Raw genomic sequence first — 26,322 nt, 5'->3', positions numbered from 1 at the left:
GCCATTGAAGTTAACCAACCAACTACGCGCCCACGCATGTCGCATTTACCAACCCTGATACAGGACCTTGCTCTTATACTGGCCATTGCCGGAGTAACCACACTGCTGTTTAAGAAACTAAAACAACCGGTGGTGCTTGGCTATATTTTGGCCGGTTTGCTTGTGGGTCCCAATTTTTCGCTCCTGCCTTCGATCTCCGACCTGGAAGGTGTTAAGGTATGGGCCGACATCGGCGTTATTTTTTTACTGTTTAGTTTGGGACTGGAATTCAGTTTTAAAAAGCTGGTAAAAATCGGCGGCACGGCCGGCGTCACCGGTATATTCGAGATCTCGGCAATGGTGGCCCTGGGATATTTAACCGGCAAGCTGCTGGGCTGGCCCACCATGGATTGTATTTTTCTGGGTGGTATCATAGCCATTTCTTCAACCACCATCATTATTCGCGCATTTGACGAACTGAATGTAAAAACAAAAAAGTTTGCCGGGCTGGTAATGGGTGTATTGGTAATAGAGGACCTGATGGCTGTATTGCTAATGGTGTTGCTTTCAACGTTAGCGGTAAGCCGTGAGTTTGCTGGTGGTGAAATGTTGTTCTCTGTTTTTAAGCTGGTGTTCTTTTTAGTTATCTGGTTTGTGTCGGGCATTTTTATAGTACCCGGATTGCTGAAATGGGGCCGAAAGTTGTTGAATGATGAAACCATGTTGGTTATTTCGCTGGGACTTTGTTTACTGATGGTGGTGTTTGCCACGTATGTGGGTTTCTCTGCACCCCTGGGGGCTTTTATAATGGGTTCTATATTGGCCGAAACGCCACAGGCCGAAAAAATAGAGCACCTGGTACAACCGGTGAAGAATTTATTCGGCGCTATCTTCTTTGTATCGGTAGGTTTATTGATTGAGCCCGACCTCATCATACAATACATATGGCCCGTACTTATACTTTCATTGGTAGTGATAATAGGTAAAACAGTGAATGTATCATTGGGGGCGTTGTTATCGGGTCAGCCTTTAAAACAATCTATACAGGCGGGCATGAGCCTTGCGCAAATAGGGGAGTTCTCGTTTATTATTGCCACCCTGGGTTTGGGTTTGCAGGTAACAAGCGATTATTTATATCCTATAGCTGTTGGGGTTTCGGTGATCACTACTTTTACCACACCCTATATGATCAAACTGGCTAATCCATTCTATAACTGGCTGGCGCCCCGCCTGCCTTTAAAATGGAAAACGGCCATCAATCAATATAGCGCCGGTGCACAAATCATTCAGGCCGAAAGCGACTGGCACATCGTATTGCGGTCGTATTTGCTGGTAATGGCCACCAATTCGGTAATAGCGCTTTCCATTATATTCTTATCAACCACTTATTTATTACCAATTTTACAGGCCAGCATTTCGGGTAATATATGGCCTGGTATAATAGCTTTTGTAATAACGCTGGCGGCTACTGCACCATTCTTTTGGGGACTGGCCATTCGCCGCCTGCATTCACTGGCTTATAGAAACCTGTGGCTCGATAAAAAGTATAATCACGGTCCGCTGGTAATGCTGGAGGTAGTGCGCAACCTTTTGCTGGTGGTGCTGGTTGGGTTTATGGTCGACAGGTTGTTCAATACGCTTATTGCCCTGGTGGCCATATTGCCGGTGATAGTTGTTGTATTGTTTGTTTTTGCCCGGCGGTTAAATTCGTTTTATGCCCGTATTGAAAAACGCTTTCTTACCAATCTTAATCAGCGTGAGCAAATGCCATCGGGCGGCAATAGTGATCTGTCGCCCTGGGATGCACACATGGCCTATTTTACCATGCCGGCCGAATCAACGGTGGTAGGCAAAACATTACAGCAGCTGGCCTGGCGCGAACATTTTGGTATCAATATCGCCTATATAGAACGAGGTTCAATAATTATTACCGCACCGGCCCGCAGCGATGTGTTATATCCCTTCGATAAAATAGCTGTAATTGGTACCGATGTTCAGTTGGAACAATTTCGCATGGTAATTGAAACGGCTACGCTGCCTTCGCAAAATGGGGAAGAAGAAATTACGCTCAACAAGATCATTGTTGATGAGCATACTGCCTTACGCGGAAAAACCATTCGGGCATCGGGCATACGCGAAATGACCAATGGCGTAGTGGTGGGTATAGAGCGTAATGGTAAGCGTATTTTGAACCCCGATTCCACAACCATTTTTGAATGGGATGATATAGTATGGATCGTTGGCGACCGCAAAAAGATTGAAGAAGTAAAAGAGCTGGGAATAAGGTAACGAGTATCATTTTTTTGGGTAGGTAATAAGATTATCTTTAAAGTAAATTAATTGCTATGCCAAAATTCGTTATCGAAAGAGAGATGCCCAATGTTGGTAATCTTACCCAGGAACAACTACAGGAAGCGGCCCAAACATCGTGTAATGTGTTAATGGAAATGGGGCCGCAAATACAATGGATACACAGCTATGTCACCGATAATAAGATCTACTGTATTTATAATGCAACCGATGAAGCTGCTATAAAAAAACATGCAGAATCTGCCGGGTTTCCTGCCGATAAAATAAGTAAGGTGAAAGCTATTATTGATCCTACTACTGCAGAAGCTACTGTGTAGCAGAAGCCTTACTAACCATTTTTTCTTCTTTTTTTACCTGGGGAATTGCCTTAGGCTTTATTGTATTGTTTGCATGGTTAACATGCGAATGGTTATTCTTTTCTATTGTAGCTACCGGTGCAACATAATTCCTGCCCATTTTATATGCCACATATAACATACTTATTGTTACAAAGAATTGTATAACGGTAAGTGAGTTGGATACTACATGCATGGCCGGACTAACGGCCTTTTTCATATTAAGTTCATTCATGGCCGAAAGGGAAGGGAAAACCGAAGAGCCACCGAAGTAAACCATTTCAGAAATGATGACCTGTTTGTTGATGGTGGCTAATAGCAGAATAAGTATAGAACCTGCTATGAGCATAATGATGTTCGATGCCTTGCGTTTGAACTGGTGTCTGATCTCTTTTACAAGGAAAATAAAGAATGCGAAAAACACAAAAAGCGGCAACACAATTTTCCAGGAAGAAATGGTAAAGTAGGTTTCGTGCAGGCGAATATCGAAATGATTTCCGAGGAAGGTCCAGCCAAAAACAAAGATGGCGACCAATACGGTAGCGTTGAGGATAACGCCTAACCAAATGAGTTCAAAGAATAACGGCTTAAATTTTTGCATAGGTTAAATCAGGCTTACGCTAAATATACAAAAACCATGCGTCATTTCAGTGAGGGCTGCACAAGCCATGCTCTCGGTAATCGTTTACCCTATTAATCAAACTCTTACAGGATTATTGTAAGTTAGCTGCACAACGATTTTTAATTGAATAAGGATTTTTTATAATGACGCCCGGGGATGCCTCTATTATTGCCTTTAAGTTTGTTGACTGGGAAAACGGAAACCTTTCCTCACGTGATGATTATAAGTATGGGGTGGGAGAAATGACCGAATATAGCCATTTCTATTATTTTGATTTTATGATACTTAATCCGGATGGAGGAAATTACACAGGCTTGCCATTAGCTGGTGCACCAGGGTTTGTTGTTTCAAAAAAAGATGGCCATGCAAAGGTTATTTCCTTTGGCGAAATGGCAAGTCTGGATGAGGAGGAAGAAAGGATAGATACAGTGTATGAATTATTGATTTCTATTAAAGAAAACAAAGTTGATTTATCCAAAGTAAAAATAGCCTATAACCTGACTTCAAAACAATTGTTGTTGCTTGTAAGAACGGTACAACAAGAGTCATTTAACCGGTTAAGGGCTAGAGATATTCTTCAAGAAATAGTAAAGAAAGATACATTTGGGTCTTAACCAAACAAATCACTACTCAAATACCTGTCGCCCCGGTCGCAAACGATAAACACAATTACGCCCTCTTTTATTTCTTTGGCCAGCCTGAACGCAGCAGAAGCTGCGCCGCCACTGCTCATGCCGGCAAATATGCCTTCTACTTTTGCCAGCTGCCTGGCCGTAATGGTTGCATCCTGTTGCGATACATCGATGACACGGTCTACCCGGCTGGGATCGAAGATCTTAGGCAAATATTCCTTGGGCCAGCGGCGAATACCGGGGATAGATGATTCTTCCGTTGGCTGACAGCCTACAATTTGAATATCGGGGTTCTTTTCTTTAAAAAACATAGAACAACCCATAATGGTACCGGTAGTGCCCATGGAGCTAACAAAATGGGTAATGGTTTGATTGGTGTCGCGCCATATTTCCGGACCTGTAGTTTTATAATGCGCTTTGTAATTATCGGGGTTCGCAAACTGGTTTAAAATTATGGCTTCACCCGCCGCCGCTTTTTCTTCGGCATAATCGCGGCATTTTTCAATGCTATCGAGCAGCGTTACCCTGGCGCCGAAGGCTTCCATGGTAAGCGTTCTTTCGCGGGTTGATGTGGAAGGCATTACCAGTTCTATATCGAGGTTGAACAACCTGGCCACCATCGCCAGCGCTATACCTGTATTACCGCTTGTAGCTTCAATAAGTTTTGATCCTGGTTGTATGTCGCCCCGCTCCAGTGCAGATTTGATCATATTCAACGCCGGCCTGTCTTTCACACTGCCGCCCGGGTTATTCCCTTCGAGCTTTGCATATATGGTCACATTCGGGTTTGGGTTGAGCTGTTTGATCTCTACCATGGGGGTATTGCCTACCAGGTCTATAATGCTTGCCATTGTAATAATTTATCAGGAAGTTGAAATTACCACTTTTATAATTCCCATGGCGGTGGTGGTAAAAGATTAATTCTATCGCCGTGATAGATTATATTGTTCCACAACCTGCTATGTAAAAGTTTAAGTTATATAAGTGCTAATGCCAATACAATTGAAAAATGGGGTTAGTTCACCGGTGCATCTTAATTTTTCATTAGAATTTAATCTGCCGGCGGGTAGCAGCGTGTTAGACATTTGCCGTACATATAGGCAATATCTGTTAATTTTGCGCTCAATTTAGCCTTTTGCAGATCATCAAATCGTTATAGAATGTCAACTGATTCCGGTACCACTGATCTTTCGAGTCCCTTTGTAGCAGTTCGTATAAAAGAGTTTCGCCTGTACATAATTCAACGGTTCTTTTTTATTATGGCCATGCGTATGATTGCCACCGTGGTTGGTTGGAAAATGTACGAGATCACCAGGAACCCGCTGGCCATTGCATTTATCGGATTGTCAGAAGCCATTCCGGCCATTTCATTGGCTTTGTATTCGGGTCACGTTGTTGATAAAAGCGATAAGCGCACCTTGCTGTTCAGGACCATCTTACTCTATTTCCTGAGCTCATCGGCGCTCATGTATGTAACGTTACATAATACCGAACTTAGCCTTGGCAAACATTTTGTTCAGTATGCCGTTTACCTCATCATTTTTTGTACAGGTATTATCCGCGCTTTTTCGGGTCCGGCAACAAGTTCAATAATGGCGCAAATTGTGCCTAAAAATATTCTGCCCAATGCCGTTACCTGGAGCTCAAGCACCTGGTTATCGGCTTCTGTATTAGGACATGCTTCGGCCGGTTTTTTGGTTGCCTATGCCGGTTATACAGGCACATTTATTTTGATCATGATATACATAGCCATTGCGGCTTTTTGTGTATTTCAAATAGAACGCAAACCTATTGTGCATACCAATAAAGGCCAGGCCACCTGGGAAAGTGTGAAAGAAGGTTTACGTTATGTTTTTACCACCAAAGAATTACTGGGCGCTATTACGCTCGATATGTTCGCCGTATTGTTTGGCGGCGCCGTGGCCATGCTGCCCTTCTTTGCCGGTGATATTTTACATGCCGGACCTATTGGTTTTGGCTGGTTGAATGCGGCGGCCGATATTGGTTCTTTCAGTGTTATTCTCACCCTTACCTTCCGTCCGCTGAAGAAAAAGCAGGGACTGGTACTGTTATGTGTGGTGGCGGGCTTTGGTCTAAGTATTATAACCTTCGGCTTATCTAAACTTTATATTCTTTCCTTTTTTGCCTTGTTGTGCAGCGGTGTAATGGATGGTATTAGTGTTGTGGTAAGAGGTACCATTCTGCAATTAAAGACCCCCGATAATATGAGGGGAAGGGTATCTTCGGTAAATAGTATGTTCATCAACTCTTCCAATGAAATTGGCTATTTCGAAAGTGGTGTAGCTGCCAAGTTAATGGGCATTGTGCCCTCGGTGATCTTTGGCGGCGCCATGACCCTGCTGGTAGTTACTGTGATGTGGTTTAAAGCGCCGAGCTTACGGAAGTTCGAATATTGAATGTAGAATGTCGAATGTCCAATGTCGAAGTGTATTTACTTCAACATTCAATATTGAAAATTCGGCATTCGATATTTACTTTAGGGTAACGTAAAGTAATGCTGTCCCTGCTCATATTCCTGGTCAAGCGCATCGATGATCACCTGCAGGTGTTTGGGATTGCTGAGGAAATCGGCATTGCTGGCATCAACAAACAATGTTTTTATGTTGTGTTGTTTTATGTAATGCGTATAGGTTTGCTGTATGTTCAGCAGGTATTCGTCGGGTATTTGTTGTTCGTATGAGCGATTGCGTTTCCTGATATTCTTTTGGAGGCGGTCAACCGGCGCATGCAGGTAAATAAGCAGTTCTGGCTGCACCAGTTGCTGATGAATGATCTCAAACAATTTTTGATACAACCTGTATTCTTCTTCGGGCAGATTTATTTTAGCAAACAGCAAACATTTGGTGAACAAATAATCGGTAATGGTAATGCTTTGGAACAGATCATTGGTGTGGATCAGTTCTTTTAGTTGTTTATAGCGTTCGGCCATAAAGAACAGTTCCAGCGGAAATGCATACTGCTGCGGGTTCTCATAGAATTTGGGCAGAAAAGGATTATCGGCAAATTCTTCCAGTATCAACCGGGCATTATAATGCTTCGACAGCAAATGCGCCAGCGTGGTTTTACCTGCACCGATGTTTCCTTCTATTGTTATAAAGTGATATTTCATTGTAATTGATCATAAATCTTCTAAAGCAAAGTTTCGGTGGATAAGTCGGCAATTGGCAATCGTAAATCGGCAATGGTACCCGAATTTTCATGCCTCGCTATCGTAAAACGTGAAACGGTAAACGTGAAAGCGTTTCCGAAGTTCGGGACTCGCGATTTTTCCCCGCAATCGCGAATCGTGAATCGGCAATAAAGCCCTGCTCGCGAGGCTCGCACTTTCCTTGTTAACTCGTCAACTTTTCAACTGCCTTGATCAACCCAGTCCCGTTTTACTAAAATTGACAACCGGTAATTCATCCTTACACTCCAACAATAATTCCTCAAGCGTTTTTCCCAATACCGGATGTATCATCTCTGGCGCTAATTCAACCAACGGCACCAGTGCAAAACGGCGGTTCTGCATTTGCGGGTGTGGGATGGTCAAATGCGGCTCGTTTATCACATCTTCATTATAAAACATAATATCGATGTCAATTACCCGAGGACCGAATTTTTCCGTTCTGTGCCGGCCCATTTCTTCTTCAACCGATAAAACCGTAACTATTAGCTCCCGGGCGCTTAACCGGCTCGTTAATAATAGCGCCTGGTTCAAAAAAGCAGGCTGGTCGGTTTTTCCCCATGCCGCAGTTTCGTACACCGCCGATTGTTGTATTACCGGCCCAACTGCTGCCGATAAAAGGGAAATTGCCTGGTGCAGATTTTGCAACCGGTCGCCCATATTGCCGCCTATCAGTAAAAAGACTTTATTCATATATTGCATACCATCGAAGGGTCAAATATCTTTGAATTTCGTTTAAAATAAATTTGTTAATGAAGAGCTTTTTTAAAATATTCCTGGCTTCTTTTCTGGCATTGGTTGTTTTGTGTGTAATTATCTTCTTCATTTTGATGGGCGTTATAGGCGGTTTAACAGCTGAAGAAAAAGAAAGAACGGGCGGCCAGGCGGTGCTGGTGGTTGACCTGTCGCGTAATTACCCCGAAATTGGTGTAGAAAATCCACTCGCCCGGTTTACCGGCAAAGATGGTGAGAATATGCCTTCATTATACGATGTTGTTAGAATGATAAAATATGCTAAAACCGATACCGCGGTGAAAGGCATTTATATCAAATGCGCCAGTAACGCCAACAGTGGGGGTAGCAGCCAGGAGATCCGCAATGCCATCATTGATTTTAAAAGATCAGGCAAATTTGTATACGCATATGGCGATGTTATTTCCCAGAGTGGTTACTCAGTAGGAAATATTGCCGATAAAATTTATTGCAATCCCAAAGGTGGGGTCGACTGGCGCGGTTATGCCATTCAACTTGCCTTTGTAAAAGGATTATTGCAAAAGCTCGAAATAGAACCCCAGATCTTTTATGCCGGTAAGTTTAAAAGCGCCACCGAGCCTTTTCGCGAAACACAAATGACCGATGCCAACCGCCTGCAGTTATCGGTTTTAATTGGCGATATGTATGGCCGGTTATTACAGCAAACCGCCGAAGCGCGTAAACTCGATACTGCCACACTGCATCAATATGCCAATGAATACCGTATTCAATATGCCGCCGACGCAGTGAAATACGGGCTCATTGACGGGCTCAAATACGACGATGAAGTGCGGGAGGAAATTGCAAAAAAGCTGGGTGGGGTAAAACTCGACAAACTCAATTTTATTGGTTTACCGAAATATGCCAAAGCAATAGATTTCAGACGCGATGGTAAAGACAAGATAGCTGTAATTTTTGCTCAGGGCGATATTGTTGATGGCAAAGGCGATCGTGATATGATCGGCAGCGTAACCTATCGTGATCTTATTCGCAGGGCCCGCCTCGATAAAAATATTAAAGCCATTGTCATTCGCATCAATTCGGGCGGCGGCAGCGCGCTGGCCAGCGAAAACATTTGGCGCGAGCTTACGCTTACCCGTAAAGACAAACCTGTGGTGGTAAGTTTTGGCGATGTGGCTGCTTCGGGTGCGTATTATTTGTCGTGCAATGCCGATAGTATTTTTGCGCAAACCAATACCATTACGGGATCAATAGGCGTGTTCACCCTGTTGCCGAACATGCAAAAATTCTTCAATAACAAACTGGGCATTACGTTCGATGGCGTTAAAACGGCGTCACAGGCCGATATGATCAATGCCACCAAACCATTGACGCCCGCGCAAAGGATATTTTTACAAAGCAGTGTCGACTCTGTATATATGACCTTTAAGGGAAGAGTGGCAGATGGCCGTAAAAAAGACATCAATTACATCGATAGCATAGGGCAGGGCCGTGTTTGGAGCGGTTCCCGCGCGTTGGAACTAGGCCTTGTTGACAGGCTGGGCGGTCTTGAAGATGCCATTGCCTGTGCAGCCCGTATGGCTAAAACAAGCGATTACCGTTTGAGGGAGTATCCCGAACCGCATAATGTGCTGGAAATGATCTTCGGCGGTTATGAAAAAGACGCTACCCAATCGGCCATGCAAAAAGAGCTGGGCGAAGATGGCATGAAAACCTACCAAACCATAAAACGCGTGAAACAAATGGTGGGGGTTACCCAGGCGAGAATGCCTTTTGAGATGACCTTCGAATAGTGGATGAATTGAACAGAAGGCGTAAGTTGAAAAGGATATAGCATTAATAAAGTTGATAAAGAAAAATTGACCTAATAAGTGGCCTCCCCAAACCGGGGGAAGGTCGGGAGGGGGCCAGGGGCCGCGGCTAGGGTAGAGCTTGTTTCACGTTTGCCGTTTCGCTACCACTTCGCGCAGGAGTATTGCCGATTGCCGACTGCCGATTGCCGTTTTTTTCAACTAGCTTTGCCGCCAAATTTTTGAAACAATCTATGTCTGGTCAATACAACCAATGGACGGCCATGTGGGCTATTTGCAAGGCCACCATGCGGGCAATTTTTAAAAGTCCCCAGGCCATTTTCTTTAGCCTGTTCTTCCCAATAGTGCTGATAATGGTCTTTGGCGCATTGGCCGGCGGTGGTGGCGGAAAAGCCTATGATATTGCCTTTGACGCTAAAAGCGATACCCTCAATAGCATATACTACTTTATTAAATCGAACAACCTGTTCGATGTACATGAGGGTAGTGAGGAAGAATTGCTCGACCGGTTGAAAAAAGGGCGCATCACTGCCATGATCGATGTGCGCAAACTTCCTCCAAATGCAATGGGCGGGCAATATGAAATTCACTTAAAAACAACTTCTGCCGGTCAACGTGAGCTGCCGGGCGTACAGGACTTATTAGAAACCATCATTAATAAGACCACAGCCAGTTCGGTGGTAAATAAAACAGCCACAGTTACGGTTGAACAAATACCCGGGCGCCGCTATCGCATGATCGATTTTTATTTACCCGGTATGCTGGGTTTCTCGCTCATAGGCTCGGCTGTATTTGGGGTAGCGTTTGTGTTTTTTACCCTGCGCGAAACGCTGGTGTTAAAACGGATGTTTGCCACCCCGGTAAAGAAAACATTTATTGTGTTGGGTGAAAGCCTGGCGCGGGTGATGTTCCAGCTAAGCACTTCTATTGTCCTGATCTTATTCGGCACCATCTTTTATCATTTCACCCTGGCCCATGGCTTTGTAACCTTTCTCGAGCTGCTGGTGCTGAGTTTCCTGGGTATTGCGGTGTTTATGGGTTTTGGGTTTATCATTAGCAGCATAGCCAAGAACCAGCATGTGATACCTATCTATGCCAACCTGTTTATGTTTCCCCAATATTTTTTATCGGGCACCTTTTTCCCAAAGGGATTGTTGCCCGAAAGTTTACAGGCCATCATCAATTACCTGCCATTAACTGCATTGAACGACGCCATGCGTAAAGTATCGTTCGAAGGCATGCATTTGTTGGGCGTAGGCAAAGAGATCACCATTCTTATAGTATGGTGTTTGGTAGGCTACAGTTTATTGATCAGAATATTTAAATGGGAATAGGGAGGTGAGGTTAAAGGCTAAAGCCCAAGGCCGAAAGCAAATACAGAATACAGCTGAACGCCCAACGCGAGCTTTGCGGATTCTCTTGAGTACCGAATAAAAGAACTTTAAACTAAGAACTAAAAACTAGGAACTAAGTATGCGTTTTGTGAAACTGGCCATTATCAGTGCTGTTGTTTTATTTATAGTTATTTTCCTTTTTTCCCTCATTATTCCTTCTACGGTAAGGGTATCGCGGGCCATAGACATTTCGGCGCCAAAAGATAGCCTGGTGGCCCGGCTGGCCGATTTGCGCGAGTGGAAGCAATGGAATATAATGGCCAACAATCCCGAGCTTGGTAATGAACAATTCGCTGAAAGTACCATTACCAGTGAGCATATGACCATTACCAAAACGGCACAGGCAGGCGATACCCTGCTTACCGACTGGAAACAGCCGAATGCGCGGGTACTTAACAGTGGGTTTACCTGGTACGGTAATGATGGGCAATTGGTGCTGCAATGGTATTTTGATATAAAATTACGCTGGTACCCCTGGGAAAAATTTGGTAGCATAGTTTTTGATAAGCAATTGGGGCCGCCTATGGAGAAATCGCTGGGTAACCTGAAAAAGTTGCTGGAGAAGAATCCATAAAGGCTTATTTTTCATTCCTAAAAATGTTAACGTATGAAGAAAGTATTGCTTTTGTCAGCCATAGCGTTTGTTACTTTAGGTATAAAGGCACAGGACGATAAATCAAAAAGACCCAGTCCGCCAGCCAAAGTAACCGAAACAATCAGTAATGGTACCGTTATCACCATCGATTATAGCCAGCCTGCGGTAAAAGGCCGTGAAATTGGAAAGGAGATTGCGCCTTATGGTAAAGTATGGCGTACCGGTGCTAATGAGGCTACTACATTTGAAGTAAGCAAAGATGTAAAGGTAGAAGGCAAATCACTACCTGCCGGTAAATATGGCTTGTTTACCATTCCAAATAAAGAAGAATGGGTGGTTATCTTCAACAAAACCCCCAATCAGTGGGGAGCATACAAATATGCTGAGTCTGATGATGTATTACGTGTAAAAGTAAAACCCACAAAAGCGCCACAGTTCACCGAGCGTATGACGTTCAACGTTGATAAAAGCGGTAAAGTGTCATTGCTGTGGGGTAATGAAGAAGTAGATTTTTCGGTTAAATAAGGTTATATAAGAGTAAAGTAGCAAGAAGCTTCCCGATGCATCGGGAGGCTTTTTGCTTTTATACAGTTCATAGTTTATAGTTCTTAGTTCATTGTTCACTGGTAGCCGGTTGAAGGCCCTGTCCCCCTGACGCCTCCCCCTGAGGGGGGAGGGGATTTTTCTTAGCACGTTTTTCCTTGCCTTTATCAACCCCATCAACTTATCAACTCGCTACTTTTTCAACTTGCCTTGTAGGCCTGTATTCCATTATCTAATTATCACATTAGCACATTATCTCATTGTTTTCTGCACAGTTGTGCCGGAAAGGGAAGTATTACTAAATACTATAATTTTATTCCTGCATAAAGCAGCAATAACGCGCTATTTGTTTTGGTAATTTGCGTTTTAATGCTGAATTTGGTGTTAACTAACTGTTACGCGATATGCTTTATACCATCAGAAAGGCGATAGATTTGCTCGGAATCGATCATTCAGCAGGTTTCTTCAACCATCCTGTTTTTTCTATCCAACTAAGAGTTCACCAGTTAATCCAGCCTCTTCAAATCATTATTTGAATCAGCTAACCAACCGTTAGCCTGTTACTTCTCCGTCCCTACCGTTATAACTAACCGAAATAAAGTACACGCTATAAACCTGTCCTACAACCCAATTCTTGGCACTTAATTATTAATTCGAAACAAAAGGATTATGACGAAACTTTTAACATCGAATAGCCGGCCGGTAAAAGCAGTTAGCTTATTACTGTTGTGCCAGCTGATCGTGAGCCTGACCCTTGCACAGGTTCGCGTTAGTGGAAAGGTTACCAATGCCGATAACCAGCCGTTACCGGGTATTTCTGTTACTATTAAGAATACGACTTATGGTTCAGCAACTGAACCTTCTGGCAATTACGCTATTACTGCGCCGCTAAAACCGGGCAGCTATTCGTTGGAATTTACAGGGGTAGGTTTTAAAACCACTACCCAAAGCCTTACCGTTGGCAGTGCCGATGCTTATACCGTAAGTGTAACGCTGGTTGATGATGCCATGGGGCTCGATGAAGTAATTGTAACGGGTACTTCACAGGGAACTACCCGTAAACAACTTGGTAGTTATATCAGTACCATTAAAGCCGATCAGTTGAACAAAGGCGCTACCGGTAATGTGCTCGCAGCATTACAAGGTAAAACAGCGGGTGCGCAGATCATTCAAAACTCAGGTGATCCCGGCGGTGGTATTTCTGTACGGCTTCGCGGCATTAGTTCTGTATACGGTTCTTCTGAGCCATTATACATTATTGATGGTGTTATAGTAAACAATTCAACCAACCGGGTTACCAATACCCAGGCTAGTTACGATGCGCCTAACGTTGCCGTAAACAATACAACGGGTAACCTTTTTGTTGGAAGCACAGGCCAGAACCGGTTGGCAGATCTTAACCCCGCCGATATTGAACGTATTGAAGTATTGAATGGCGCTGCCGCTTCTGCTATTTATGGTTCAAGAGCAAATACGGGAGTTGTGCAAATATTTACCAAACGTGGAAGTACCGGTGCGCCCATCATTAATTTTTCCAGCAGTATAATGACCAGCCACCTGCGCAAAAAACTCGATGTGAATCAGTCGCCGGTGAAGTTTGGCGGCCCTCCCGACGGGCCCAATGCTTTTACCCACGATCTTATTGCTACTATAAATAATGTACTGCCCACCAATACAACGCCTGTAACCCGGTACGATTACCAGGATTATATATTCCAAACAGGCCTGGGAACCGACAATAACGTTTCGGTAAGCGGTGGGAAAGACAAAACCAAATATTACACCTCGGCTTCTTATTTCTATAATGAAGGCATTATAAAGAACACCGATTTTAAACGCTTCAGCTTTAGGTTGAACCTCGATCAGGAACTGGCCAAATGGGCCAACCTCAGCGTTGGGTTGAATTATATAAACAGTGCCGGTAATGAAAAACCCGATGGTAACTCCTTTTTCTCACCCATGAACTCGGTAACCATCATTGGTAATTTCCATAACATTTGGGAACGTGATGCATTGGGCAACTTAAAAGCAGTGGGCGAGCGGCTGCGCGTGAACCCCGTATCGGTTATTGAAGACTTTAAACAAAAGCAGGAAACAAACCGCTTAATTGCCAGTACCTCATTAAAAGTGAGACCGGCAAAAGGTCTCACATTTGACTATACCCTGGGTATTGACAATTACGCTCAGCGCGGTACTACCTTTATGCCGCCCTATGCTTATTTCGTAAGTACGGCTTATTATGGTGGTTATAACCCCGGGAATCCGCCAACTATCCCGCCGTTTATCGACGCTTCGCAGAATGGGTACGCAAGTGCCGCCGTCAATAACTTTTTTCAAATAAACCATGAAGTAAATGGAACCTACCAGACCAATATAACCGACGACTGGGCGTCTACCACTCAGGTAGGTTACTCTTTACAATATGAAAAGAACGGGTATACTTTATCACATGGTCGGGGGCTTGCTCCTTTTGTTGAAACCGTAAATGGCGCAAGCACCATAATACCGGGCGCCGACAGCCGCTCAGAGATCTCTATTTCGGGTGAATACCTGCAACAAAATTTTAAATTCAAGAACCAGTTATTTCTTACCGGTGCAGTACGCGTAGACGGCTCTTCGGCATTTGGTAAAGATGAACGCAACCAGGTTTATTTTAAAGGAAGCGGCAGTTATATTCTTTCTGAAACCGATTTCTGGAGCAAACTGCCATTAGCAAAATGGTGGAATGTAGCCAAGTTGCGTATGGCTTATGGCGAATCGGGCAACATGACGGGCATAGGCGCTTACGACCGGTTCAATGCGTACAGCTCACTGCCTTATTTGGGAAGGACCGCGTTGGTATCGAGCGGTACTTTAGCCAACGCCAATGTAAAACCCGAAAGACAAAAGGAACTGGAAATGGGTACCGACCTTTCATTCTTTGCTAACCGGCTTAACCTGCAATTCAACTATTATATCAAAAAGGTTGATGACCTGTTGATCAGACGTGATATAGCGCCCACCAACGGCTTCTCTACTTTGCTCGATAACTATGGTGCACTTGAAAATAAAGGTTTGGAAGTGGTGTTGTCAGGAACACCCGTAAAGAACAAAGACCTGACCTGGGATGTAACGGCCATTTTCAACCGTAACCGTAACAAAGCCGTTAAGATAGGCACCAACGCTATTTCCTTAATTGGAGTTTCTGGTTCACCTATTTATGTGGCCGAGAACTACCCGGTAGGTGTGTTTTACGGTGCATTTTTCGCCAAGGATGCCAATGGTAATGATCTAAAGAATGCTTCAGGTTTCCCACTTGCTGAAAAAGGCGTACAAAATGCCGGTTTCGATAGCTATACACCGCAACGTGATGCCAATGGATTGCCAAGCGGCGCTAATTTGCAAAAAGTAATTGGCGATCCAAATCCTGATTATACTGCTTCACTGGTAAATGAAGTAGGTTATAAAAAGTTCGGCTTACGGGTGCAGTTTGATGCAGTACAGGGTGTTGATGTATGGAATGCTGATTTTAGAACAAGACAGGGTGTAGGGAATGGTAAAGTAGCTGAACAGGAACAAATGGGTTTATTGCCCCGTGGCTGGGTTAACAGCGTATACCAGATAGAGCAATGGCGTATTGACGATGGTTCGTTTGTGAAGCTGCGTGAGATCAGCTTAAGTTACCGTTTCGGTAAAGTGAAATTCTTCAATGATCTCACCATAAGCGCCAGCGGCCGTAACCTGATATCATGGGATGATTATAAAGGATATGACCCGGAAGTAAATGCGGGCGGACAAAGTACCATAGTACGTGCGGTTGATTTTGGCGCCGTGCCTATTCCCCGTACATTCAGTTTCAGCATAGCCGCTAAATTCTAATACCACAAATTTGATATTATGAAGCTAAATACGATAAAATATACGATCTGTGTTTCCCTGGCTGCTGTAATGATGATGACGGTGGCCTGTAAAAAAGATTATGCCGATCCGAACCGGGCTATCCAGGAAAATGTATTGAAATCGCCCGCGGGATTAACGGGCATTGTGGTTGGCCTGCAAAGGGTTTATACATATCAACGCGCCAGCTCGGTGTATAATATGATCACTACCGATGGTTTTTTAACCAACCAGCTAACGAACCTCAACCAGGGCAATACCGCTGAATACCAGCTTTGGCAGGGCGGCGAGTTTGTGAACCCGCTTAATAATAGTATTGTATTGTCGCTATGGACCAACTGTAACAAGGTAATATACGATGCAAATAACGTATTGAAGTATGCGCCGGAATTAAGCGACAGGAATTATGCCAGCGGCCTCATTGCCTATGCCAGTATTTTCAAAGCGCTGGCGCTAACCAATCTCGCCATGTTTTACGAACAGGTGCCCGATACTGCGGGAGTGGGGCTTAATTCAACCTTCATTTCAAATACACTGGCACTCAATAAAGCACTGGATGTGGTAAATAATGCACTGGCTGTAATAAATGCCAATGCCATAAGTTCCGCATTCCTTTCGGCTATTCCCGCCGGTATAAGTATTCCTAATACGCTGCAGGCGTTAAGAGCGCGTTTGTCGTTATATACAGGCAATTATACACAGGCGCTGGCAGCAGCCAATGCGGTTGATCTTTCAGTAAAATCAACTTTCAATTTTGAACCTACATCGCTCAATCCGATCTATGAAATAGCAACTTCAACCAAGAACGTTTTCCAGCCTGTAGATTCCACTATGGGCCTGCCCAAAGCATTGGAGCCCGACCTCACTGATAAACGCACACCGTTCTATATTGCGCTCGGTGCTACCGGCACACGGTATCTCCTGAGCGGTTTTTTTGCAACCACTACCGGCTCAATACCAGTTTACCTGCCCGGTGAAATAATACTTACAAAAGCGGAAGCTTATGCGCGTATGACAACACCCGACCTGGTGAATGCGCAAATAGAATTGAATAAAGTTATAACCAAACAGCCCGCTAACGATCCCTTTGGTGTAGGGGCGGGTTTACCGGCTGATAATACTGCTTATAATCAGGCGCAGTTACTGGAACAGATCTATCGTCATCGTGCTATAGAAATGTATTTGTCGGGTTTTAGGTTGATCGATAACCGGCGGTTTAATCGCCCGGCCAGTGAGCGTAAGCGTAGTTATTTACCTTATCCCAATCAGGAGCGTAATAACAACTCCAATACGCCCGATGATCCAAAGTTTTAATGTCGGTTAATACATGGTTTTAGTTTAAGGAGCCTCCCGATGTATCGGGAGGCTTTTTGTTGTAAGTTCTGTAGCTTTGCACCCTATGACAATTTCCACCATCGGAATGTTGGCTGCTGCGCTTACCACAGCCGCTTATATTCCCCAGGCATATAAAACCATTAAAACCAGGTCAACCAAAGACCTGTCGCTTGTTACCTTTACAATGCTTTTTGTGGGAACCATACTTTGGTTCATATATGGGTTGTATATTCACGATACGCCTTTGATGTTGGCCAACGGAATTACAGCCACATTGTCTGGCATAATATTTTTTTTAAAGATTAGCTCTGGCGGAAAAAAACGACGGAGATAAAACCATACTATGCAAATTAGAGAAGCCCTTTTAACCGATATACCGCAAATGTCAACGGTACGACTGGCTGTTAAAGAAAATGCCCTCTCAAACCCCGCACTGGTAACCGAACAGGATTATGTTGATTTTTTATCGCAACGCGGCAAAGGATGGGTGTGTGAAGAAAATGGCCAACTGATTGGCTTTGCCATTGGCGACCTGGAGAAACACAATGTTTGGGCCTTGTTTGTGTTGCCGGGATACGAAGGGCAGGGCATTGGCCGTGAGCTGTTGATCACCCTGCTCGACTGGTATTATGGCGAAACAAGAGAAACCATTTGGCTAAGTACAGCAGCCGACACCCGCGCCGCCCAATTTTACCGCAGCTTTGGTTTTACCGAAACCGGTAAAATGCCCAATGGCGAATTAAAGTTTGAATTAACAGCCGATGATTGGGGTGTTTAAGTAATTTACAAAATGGTGTGCGTTGTAGTTACGCACACCTTCATCTCCTCCGTGAAATTCCCTCAAAGTGGTATTTGTTTGCTTCTTCGCAAGAATTAATTTTGGTCCACTGTCTTTTTCTATTCTATCTGATTGGCGTTAATTCGAAAACAGTTGTGCATGCCAGGTAGAAAAGAAATTTATTATTCCTCCCGACAACTATTTTGATTTCCAAAGTTTGCTTTTTAATCTAATCTCTTTGAAGATCATCATGTTCGTACCACACTAATGATTTATCTATTTAAAGAGATACAATGCAATCTGAAAAAAAATCTGGCAACCAGCCTCACTCAGGTGGCGCTGCGCAGTCACAGCATTCCTTGTTAAGCACCGGCGGAGGTAAAACCAAATCAAATGCTATAGAGATCCCTTCTGTTTCCTTACCAAAAGGTGGCGGCGCCTTAAAAGGTATCGATGAAAAATTTTCGGTGAATGCAGTCAATGGCACCGCCGGTTTTTCAATTCCATTACCCGTTTCTCCGGCAAGAGGTGTTACGCCTTCTTTATCCCTTGGTTATAATTCAGGTGGCGGCAATGGTATCTTTGGTTTGGGTTGGAACCACAGTCTGGCTTCCATAAAAAGAAAGACCGATAAACAGTTGCCGCAATACTTCGATGCCGAAGAGTCGGATATATTTCTTTTCTCTGAAATGGAAGACCTGGTGCCGGAGTTTGACCGGAACGATGATGGCACATTTAAGAAAAACGGTGACGGGTACGTGATAAAAGAAAGAGATTCAGCCGACAACCTGTATACACGACGCTTTTACAAACCCCGCACAGAAGGAGCTTTTGCCCGTATAGAACGCTGGTTGGCAAAAGATGGAAGCGAAATTAAATGGCGGGTAATAAGCAAAGAAAATATAATCACCTTATTTGGATGGTCAGCCAATAGCAGGTTGAGTGAACCGGGCAATGCACAAAAAGTATATGAGTGGTTACCCGAATTTGTTTTTGACGACAAAGGCAACTGTTGCAAATACATATATAGGAAAGAAGATGAAGCAGGTATCGATTCGTCGTTAATACATAATAAGAACCGCCTCCAAAGCGGTGCCATTACATATGCAAGCCTGTATCTTGAAAAAGCATTGTATGGGAACAAAACGCCGTATAAACAATTCGGTGATGTATTGCCGGCGAATGGCGATTTTTTGTTTGAAACCGTTTTTGATTATGGCACCTTACAAAGTACCGATTCACCCGATACACTGAATGAATGGGATTACCGGCCCGATGCATTTTCTGAATACAAAGCGGGTTTTGAAATAAGGACCACCCGTCTTTGCAAAAGGGTACTGTTGTTTCACCATTTCACTGGGGCAAGTGAATACGATGGCCTGGTAAATTCACTGAATTTTGAATATAATACTTCAAAGGAACAAGGCTTTACTTTTCTTCAATCCATAACCAGTGTGGGGTATATAAAGAAAGCTGATGGAACCTACAGTGCCAAAAGGTTACCTGCTGTAGAATTTGAATACCAACAACACGAATGGAGCAGCAACATAAGAACAGTTTCTACAGAAGCAATGGTCAATGCGCCGGCTGGTATTGAACAACCGCCTTATCAGTTCACCGATCTGTTTAATGAAGGGCTATCGGGTATATTATCTGAACAGGCAGGCGGGTGGTTTTACAAACATAACCTGGGCGTTAGAAAATCAGCTGTCACCGGTGAGGAAGCATTGTTGTTTGAAAACGCAAAACTGGTCTCGCCCAAACCCTCATTCCAGGGACTGGGCTCACAAATGCAGTTGGCCGATCTGGATGCCGATGGTGGTAAACAGTTGGTGAATTATAACACTTCGCCAACAGGATTTTTTGAATTAAACGATGATAACGAATGGCTGCCTTTTCTGCATTTCAGGCAATTGCCCAACATCAACTTTAACGACCCCTATTCCCACATGATCGATTTGAACGGGGATGGAAAACCGGAGTTGCTGGTTAGTGAAGATAATTCGTTTACCTGGTACGAATCAGCGGGACGGGATGGTTTTGCCGCAGCAAAGAAAACAATAAAACCGGGTGATGAAGAAGCGGGTGCACAGGTGGTGTTTGCCGATGAAAAGCAAACTATTTTCCTGGCCGATATGTCGGGCGATGGCCTCACCGATATTGTACGTATCCGTAACGGCGAAGTGTGTTACTGGCCCAACCTCGGTTATGGAAGGTTTGGAAAAAAAGTAGCCATGGATGGTGCGCCGCAGTTCGATCAGCCCGATGCATTTAACCCCGCATTCATCAGGCTCACAGATATCGATGGCTCCGGCACGGCAGATCTCATTTACCTGGGAAAAAATACTTTCAGCTGCTGGATGAACCTGAACGGTAACCGGTTTGCTGCAACTCCTTTTGAAATTGAAGCTTTCCCTGAAATTCACTCAGCTGCTAAAATAACCGTCACCGATCTATTGGGCAATGGGGTTGCCTGTATTGTATGGAGCAGCCCGCTAACAAAAGATGCCAATGCGGCTTTACAATACATTGACCTGATGAACAGCAAAAAGCCTCACATCCTGGTTGGGTATAAGAACAATATGGGTAAAGAGGTTTCCCTTGAATATACCCCCTCTACAAAATTTTATATTGATGATAAACTGGCCGGCAATCAGTGGATAACAAAATTGCATTTCCCTGTTCATTGCGTATCCAAAAGCATCATGGAAGATAAGATCACCGGTCATAAGTTCACTTCAACTTTCAAATACCATCATGGCTATTATGATCATGCCGAAAGAGAGTTCAGGGGTTTTGGCATGGTAGAACAAACCGATGCCGAAACATTTGAACATTGGGTAACATCGGGCGCCACCAATATAACCGATGCCACTTTACACCAGGAGCCGGTTATTACAAAGAACTGGTATCATACCGGCGCGTTTTTACGCAATGATACCATATTGGCGCATTTCGAACATGATTACTGGTATAATGAAATGGCGCGCCAGGGCTTTCCGGTAACGCACCATGAAAAGCAACTGGATGATGCCAGAATTGTACCGGGCAAAGGCATCGCCGCATCGTACCTCGATCATCTGAGCGCCGAAGAATATCAGCAGGCAATGCGTGCCTGCAAAAGCATGGCATTGCGGTCGGAAGTTTTTGCACACGATGCCATCAAATTTGGCAATACAACAGATGCCATTAAAAAACAACTTACTCCCTATAACGTTGCTTCGCATAACTGTGTTATTGAATTACTGCAGCCAAAAGGTACAAACCGGTATGCGGTATTTATTGTAAAGGAGAGCGAAGCCATTACCTACAGTTATGAAAGAGATACCCAAGACCCGCGTATTGCCCATACCCTCAATATCAGCCTCGATGAATATGGGAATATTCTTGAATCGGCTTCGGTTGTATACCCACGGCTAATTGCCGATGCTACACTGCCTGCCGAAACGCAGTCCGCTCAAAATACAACTTCAATTAGTTACACGCTTATCAATTATACCGGCGATGTATTTAGTGATACAAGCAACCGGCAACGCCTGCCTGCCGAAACAAAGACCTTCGAATTAAAAGGCGTTACAAAAACCGGAACTTATTACGATATACAGAACTTTGAGAACATTCTCCTTAATGTAAAGTCTGACGCCGCTTTGTATCACGAAATAAACAAACTGCCCGCCGCAGGCAAAGCATTACGCCGGTTAATAGAACATGCAAAAACCCTGTATTATAAAAATGATCTTACGGGGGCATTACCACTATACGCCCTGGAATCAAAAGCCATAAGTTTTGAAAATTACCAGCTGGCGTATACGCCCGAATTGCTGCAAGATATATATGGCGCAAAGGTGAATGCGGCCCTGATGACGGAAGGAAAATTTACCCATAGTAAGGATATACTGAACAACGACGATGTAAACTGGTGGGTACGTTCCGGCACCATGCAGTATATAGAAGGTACGGAAACATTTACCGATGCGCAGAACCGGTTTTATATGCCTGTTTCCTATACCGGGCCCTTTGGTGCAATAAGCAAAGTAAAGTATTACGGGTCTTACTTTTTAATGATCGGAGAAACGGAAGATGCGCTTGCCAATAAAAATACCGTGCTGGCCTTCAATTTTCGCACGCTGGCGCCAAAGAGCACGAAAGATGCCAATGATAATATTTCGGAAGTGCTGCAGGATGAGTTGGGTTTGGTAAAAGCAATGGCTGTATTGGGTAAGGGAAATCAGGCCGATGACCTTACCGGCCTGCAGGAACATACCGAAGCAGCCGAAGCCACTTTAATACAAAATTTCTTTAACCCACCGGTTACTCCGCAGGGTATTACCAATTCGGTGGCATTGATGAATACCGGGCTACAGCTATTGCAAAACGCTACCAACCGCTTTATATACGATCTTGATGTATATAAAAATACCGGCAAACCGGTTGTTACAGCTGCTGTCGTACGTGAAACGCATAACAGGGATGAACAGGGCAACCTTAATCCACAAACTAAACTACAGGTAAGCTTTGAATATGCATCCGGCTCGGGCGCAGTGGTAATGAAAAAAGTGCAGGCTGAGCCCGGTGTTGCGAAGCGCGTAAGGGTAATGCCCGGCAACACTGTTTTGATAGATGAAATTGATACCACGCCGCTGTTGCGCTGGATAGGCAATGGTAAAACCATTGTTAATAATAAAGGCAATGCCGTAAAACAATATGAGCCTTACTTTTCCATCAGCAATCAATATGAAGATGTTAAGGAGTTGGTTGAAACCGGCGTAACGCCCGTTATGTATTATGATGCGGCCGGGCGGCTGGTACGCACCGATATGCCGGATGGAAGTTTTGTAAAAGTGGTATTTAATAACTGGAAACAGCTAAGCTGGGATGCCAATGATACGGTAAAAGAAAGCGACTGGTATAAAAAGCGTACCGATAACACCCGGCCCGATTTTATTACCGATACAAAAGAACAGCAGGCGGCAGTTAAAGCAGCGTTACATGCCGGCACACCCGGCCAATTGCACCTTGACTCGCAGGGAAGACCAGTATTTTCGGTTGAACACAATAAAAATATAACCACGCTGGCCGATGAGTTTTATAAAACACGTATCAACCTGGATATTGAAGGCAATCTGCATGAAGTAACAGATGCCCGCAATAATACAGTTATGGAGTTTAAGTATGATATGCTTGGAAATAAAGTATATCAAAAAAGTATGGATACGGGCCGGCGCTGGCTGCTTACCAACATATTGGGAAATTCGTTACGCACATGGGATGATCGTAACCATGAGTTTCAGTTTGAATACGACATCCTGCATCGCCCCCTGCAAAGCATTGTAAAAGGAGGCGATGGCAGTACACCGCTCAATCATATTTTCGACAGGATCTTTTATGGTGAAGCGCAACCTAACCCCCAAGTGAAGAATCTGCGTGGACAGGTTTACAGGCGTTATGATACCGGCGGTTCACTGGAGATGACAGACGGCTATGACTTTAAAGGCAAACCGGTTTTAACCAAAAGAAAATTGTTCAACAAGTATAAGGAGGTGGCCAACTGGACAAACCCTAACATGCTGACTGACCTTGAAGCCGATGAATTTGTCTTTACCACTACTACAGATGCCTTAGGACGAATTACCAAACAAATAGCCCCCGATGGCAGCATTATAACACCTTCGTATAATGAGGCCGGTTTGCTGAATGCAGAAACCGTGCAGCATATAGATCCTGCCGAAACGGTAACCTACATAAAGAATATCGACTACAACGAAAAAGGACAGCGCAGCAAAATTGTTTACGGCAATGATGTAACTACCCGGTTATACTACGATAAAGATACATTCCGGTTAAAACGCCTCGAAAGTAAAAGAATGAATAATGATCCTTTACAGGATTGGTATTACACCTTTGACCCGGTTGGTAATATAACTCACATTGAAGATAAGAATATCCCGATAGCGTTTTTTGATAATCAGAAAGTAACCGGCATTTCAGAATATTCATATGATGCAATTTACCGCCTCATTGAAGCAAACGGCCGGGAAAATAATGTTGCCGTTACGTTTAATAACCAGGATAACTGGAACGACAACTATTTTATGCAGGATTTCAACGCAGGAGATCCTGTTGCAATGCGGAACTATATGCAAAAATACCAGTATGATGAGGTAGGCAATATTGTTAAAATGGAGCACACGTCAATTGGTAATAATTGGATAAGAAATTATAATTATAACCTGAACAATAACCGGCTGCTAAGTACACAGGTTGGAACAAATACATACAACTATGATTATCACCCGCAGCATGGTTTTACCACGGCAATGCCACATCTCGAAGAATTGGGCTGGAACTTTAAAGAGGAATTAGTAAGAACGATCAGTCAGAAAAGAAATGATGGCGGCACCCCTGAAATAACATACTACCAGTATGATGGAAGCGGACGGCGCATCAGAAAAATTACAGAGAACCAGGCAGCGCCAGGCGTTTCTCCTTCAAAAAAGGAAGAAAGGATCTATATCGCGGGTTACGAATTATATAAAAAACACAGCGGAACGCACAGTGGTTTACAGCGCGTAAGTCTTAGTTTATTGGACGGAGGTCAGCGTTTTGTAACAGTTGAAACGCGAAATAATGTTGATGATGGAACTGAAAAAAAACTGATCCGGTATTCGCTGACCAATTATTTGGGCTCTGTAGCAATGGAGCTCAATGAGACTGCTGAAATAATCAATTACGAAGAGTTTCATCCATTTGGTACCACCGCATTTGAAGCAAAAAGTAAAACAATAAAAGCTGCAGCCAAACGATACCGGTATACAGGTATGGAAAGAGATGAAGAAACAGGGCTGGAATATCACGGTGCAAGATACTATGAACCATGGTTAGGCAGGTGGTTAAATGCAGATCCCGGCGGTATGATCGATGGCGTGAATGTTTATTGTTACAGTAGGAATGCGCCATTAAATAAAGTAGATAAAAATGGTATGCAAAGCAGTGAACCTTCTAACTGGAACAGGTTTGTGGGTGGGTTAAGAATGGTAGGCGGCGGGTTTGAAATGGTTGCAGGTGCAGGTTTATTTTCAGCTGGTGTTGCTACATCTGAGTTTGGTATTGGCCTGGCGGGAATAGCTGGTGGGGCTGTTGTTGTTGGGCATGGTGCCGATACTGCCGGCACCGGGCTTGCCATGTTGATCTCGGGCCGTGATATTGATACGCTTACTTCACAAGGTCTACAGGAAGCAGGTTTAACCAGAACACAGGCAAATTTAGCAGACGCAGGTATTGGTATTGTAGGTACGCTCGGGGCAAGTGCCGCTACCAAAGCGCCAGGTCTGGCTGCAGAAGGTATTCGCCTCTCAGAACCCTCTATTACTGTTTCCCATGCAGCCGGTGCCCCTTCAGCAGCCGGACTTACCAACCCAATGGGATATGCGATTGGCCATACACGGGTTGGAGTTACCCTGGGCGATGGTTCGGCAACGGTTTGGTCGCATTTAACGGTACCTGCTACCGGCCGTGCAACGATGTCGGGAGGAACGCTGGTGGAGAGCGGTAATGCACTGATCTCAACCGGTGAAAATCTTGCACCAAAATTTGCATCAATGGCAACCGTTCCGGTTACTGCAGAAGAAGCAAATGCAGCCCTTACGGCAATGAGAGCGGCCGCTCCTGAAGCTGTACCGTTGGTTACTGAAGGCGCGGCAACCGTTACCACCTCCAGCGGCGTTGTACTTACTGCAGCTGAAGCCTCTAAATTAGGTGAGGCAGGAGTTACAGTAGGAAGCGCCGGCAATTATGCATTATTTACCAATGACTGCGCGTCGTATGGGTCTACACTTTTGCAAAGCGGTGGTGTGGCTGCTTCCGGTACAACGCCAAGTACTTTATTCCTCAGTGCAGCTCTCAGATCAGAAGCACCGTTAACAACCATTCTAACATCGCCGTTGGTTTCTAATTCTTCAGCCATGATCAGTACCGTTGCTCATGGAGCAGATGCAGCAGCAACAACCGTTTCTGCGATAAGCAGCGGTGACAGTTCTGCCTCTTCAGGAATGCCCAACGCAGCGAATTTTGCTTCCTATGATGCATTTTCAGCAGCTGTTCGGGGACCCTACTCACAGGATGCTATAATGGAAGCATGGGCATCAGTTCATGGATGGGTTTCCAATTAAGCTGAAAAAATAATAACAAAACACTTTTTAATTCTTATAAACA

Annotated in this window: 17 protein-coding genes; 13 read left to right on the top strand and 4 right to left on the bottom strand. The window is 44.2% G+C overall.

The genetic code is table 11. The features are described from left to right. The first annotated feature begins 36 nt into the window (after window positions 1-36). Window positions 37-2,268: a cation:proton antiporter gene (locus tag GGD38_RS03300; RefSeq protein WP_375299452.1), complete on the top strand. Its 2,232-nt coding sequence runs from the start codon at window positions 37-39 to the stop codon at window positions 2,266-2,268. Between the two features lie 56 nt (window positions 2,269-2,324). Continuing rightward, window positions 2,325-2,606, top strand: a complete 282-nt coding sequence (locus GGD38_RS03295) for a DUF4242 domain-containing protein (RefSeq protein WP_375299453.1) — start codon at window positions 2,325-2,327, stop codon at window positions 2,604-2,606. On the opposite strand, the gene GGD38_RS03290 is transcribed toward GGD38_RS03295, so the two are convergent. Next, window positions 2,596-3,225: a hypothetical protein gene (locus GGD38_RS03290; RefSeq protein ID WP_375299454.1), complete on the bottom strand. Its 630-nt coding sequence runs from the start codon at window positions 3,223-3,225 to the stop codon at window positions 2,596-2,598. The two genes, GGD38_RS03295 and GGD38_RS03290, sit on opposite strands and share 11 nt — an antisense overlap. A 164-nt stretch (window positions 3,226-3,389) precedes the next feature. On the opposite strand from GGD38_RS03290, the gene GGD38_RS03285 reads away from it, so the two are divergent. Beyond that, complete coding sequence (locus GGD38_RS03285) at window positions 3,390-3,860, top strand: hypothetical protein (protein WP_375299455.1); 471 nt, start codon at window positions 3,390-3,392, stop codon at window positions 3,858-3,860. Here the strand turns inward: GGD38_RS03285 and cysM are convergent. Then, window positions 3,857-4,729: a cysteine synthase CysM gene (gene cysM / locus GGD38_RS03280; RefSeq protein ID WP_375299456.1), complete on the bottom strand. Its 873-nt coding sequence runs from the start codon at window positions 4,727-4,729 to the stop codon at window positions 3,857-3,859. The genes GGD38_RS03285 and cysM overlap by 4 nt on opposite strands. Before the next feature lie 309 nt (window positions 4,730-5,038). Here cysM and GGD38_RS03275 point away from each other — a divergent pair, with 309 nt between their 5' ends. Continuing rightward, window positions 5,039-6,295, top strand: coding sequence for an MFS transporter (locus tag GGD38_RS03275; protein ID WP_375299457.1), 1,257 nt, complete (start codon window positions 5,039-5,041; stop codon window positions 6,293-6,295). Window positions 6,296-6,375: 80 nt separating this feature from the next. Here GGD38_RS03275 and GGD38_RS03270 read toward each other — a convergent pair whose 3' ends face one another. Next, the gene (locus GGD38_RS03270) at window positions 6,376-7,008 is read right to left on the bottom strand and encodes a deoxynucleoside kinase (RefSeq protein ID WP_375299458.1); all 633 of its coding nucleotides are present in this window, start codon (window positions 7,006-7,008) and stop codon (window positions 6,376-6,378) included. A 252-nt stretch (window positions 7,009-7,260) separates the two neighbouring features. Continuing rightward, complete coding sequence (gene folK / locus GGD38_RS03265) at window positions 7,261-7,758, bottom strand: 2-amino-4-hydroxy-6-hydroxymethyldihydropteridine diphosphokinase (RefSeq protein WP_375299459.1); 498 nt, start codon at window positions 7,756-7,758, stop codon at window positions 7,261-7,263. A 59-nt stretch (window positions 7,759-7,817) separates the two neighbouring features. Between folK and sppA the strand changes: the two genes are divergently transcribed. From sppA to GGD38_RS03220, 9 genes are all read left to right on the top strand, one after another. Then, window positions 7,818-9,572, top strand: a complete 1,755-nt coding sequence (gene sppA / locus GGD38_RS03260) for a signal peptide peptidase SppA (protein ID WP_375299460.1) — start codon at window positions 7,818-7,820, stop codon at window positions 9,570-9,572. A gap of 251 nt (window positions 9,573-9,823) precedes the next feature. Beyond that, window positions 9,824-10,924 carry an ABC transporter permease gene (locus GGD38_RS03255; protein ID WP_375299461.1) on the top strand — a complete coding sequence of 367 codons (1,101 nt, stop codon included), beginning with the start codon at window positions 9,824-9,826 and terminating at the stop codon, window positions 10,922-10,924. Window positions 10,925-11,063: 139 nt separating this feature from the next. Beyond that, on the top strand, window positions 11,064-11,558 hold the full coding sequence (locus GGD38_RS03250; RefSeq protein ID WP_375299462.1) for a hypothetical protein: 495 nt from the start codon (window positions 11,064-11,066) through the stop codon (window positions 11,556-11,558). A 33-nt stretch (window positions 11,559-11,591) separates the two neighbouring features. Next, window positions 11,592-12,104, top strand: a complete 513-nt coding sequence (locus GGD38_RS03245) for a DUF2911 domain-containing protein (protein ID WP_375299463.1) — start codon at window positions 11,592-11,594, stop codon at window positions 12,102-12,104. Window positions 12,105-12,791: 687 nt separating this feature from the next. Continuing rightward, window positions 12,792-15,980 carry a SusC/RagA family TonB-linked outer membrane protein gene (locus GGD38_RS03240; RefSeq protein WP_375299464.1) on the top strand — a complete coding sequence of 1,063 codons (3,189 nt, stop codon included), beginning with the start codon at window positions 12,792-12,794 and terminating at the stop codon, window positions 15,978-15,980. Between the two features lie 18 nt (window positions 15,981-15,998). Next, window positions 15,999-17,312, top strand: coding sequence for a RagB/SusD family nutrient uptake outer membrane protein (locus tag GGD38_RS03235; protein ID WP_375299465.1), 1,314 nt, complete (start codon window positions 15,999-16,001; stop codon window positions 17,310-17,312). Between the two features lie 85 nt (window positions 17,313-17,397). Beyond that, entirely contained in the window at window positions 17,398-17,667 is a 270-nt protein-coding gene (locus GGD38_RS03230) for a SemiSWEET family sugar transporter (RefSeq protein WP_375299466.1), read from the top strand. 9 nt (window positions 17,668-17,676) lie between these two features. Then, window positions 17,677-18,111 carry a GNAT family N-acetyltransferase gene (locus tag GGD38_RS03225; RefSeq protein WP_375299467.1) on the top strand — a complete coding sequence of 145 codons (435 nt, stop codon included), beginning with the start codon at window positions 17,677-17,679 and terminating at the stop codon, window positions 18,109-18,111. Window positions 18,112-18,404: 293 nt separating this feature from the next. Next, window positions 18,405-26,279: a SpvB/TcaC N-terminal domain-containing protein gene (locus tag GGD38_RS03220; RefSeq protein ID WP_375299468.1), complete on the top strand. Its 7,875-nt coding sequence runs from the start codon at window positions 18,405-18,407 to the stop codon at window positions 26,277-26,279. Window positions 26,280-26,322: the final 43 nt, after the last annotated feature.

This window comes from Niastella sp. OAS944 (assembly GCA_024809215.1).
Lineage (GTDB): Bacteria > Bacteroidota > Bacteroidia > Chitinophagales > Chitinophagaceae > Niastella.
This window is presented reverse-complemented; position numbering and strand designations above follow the sequence as displayed.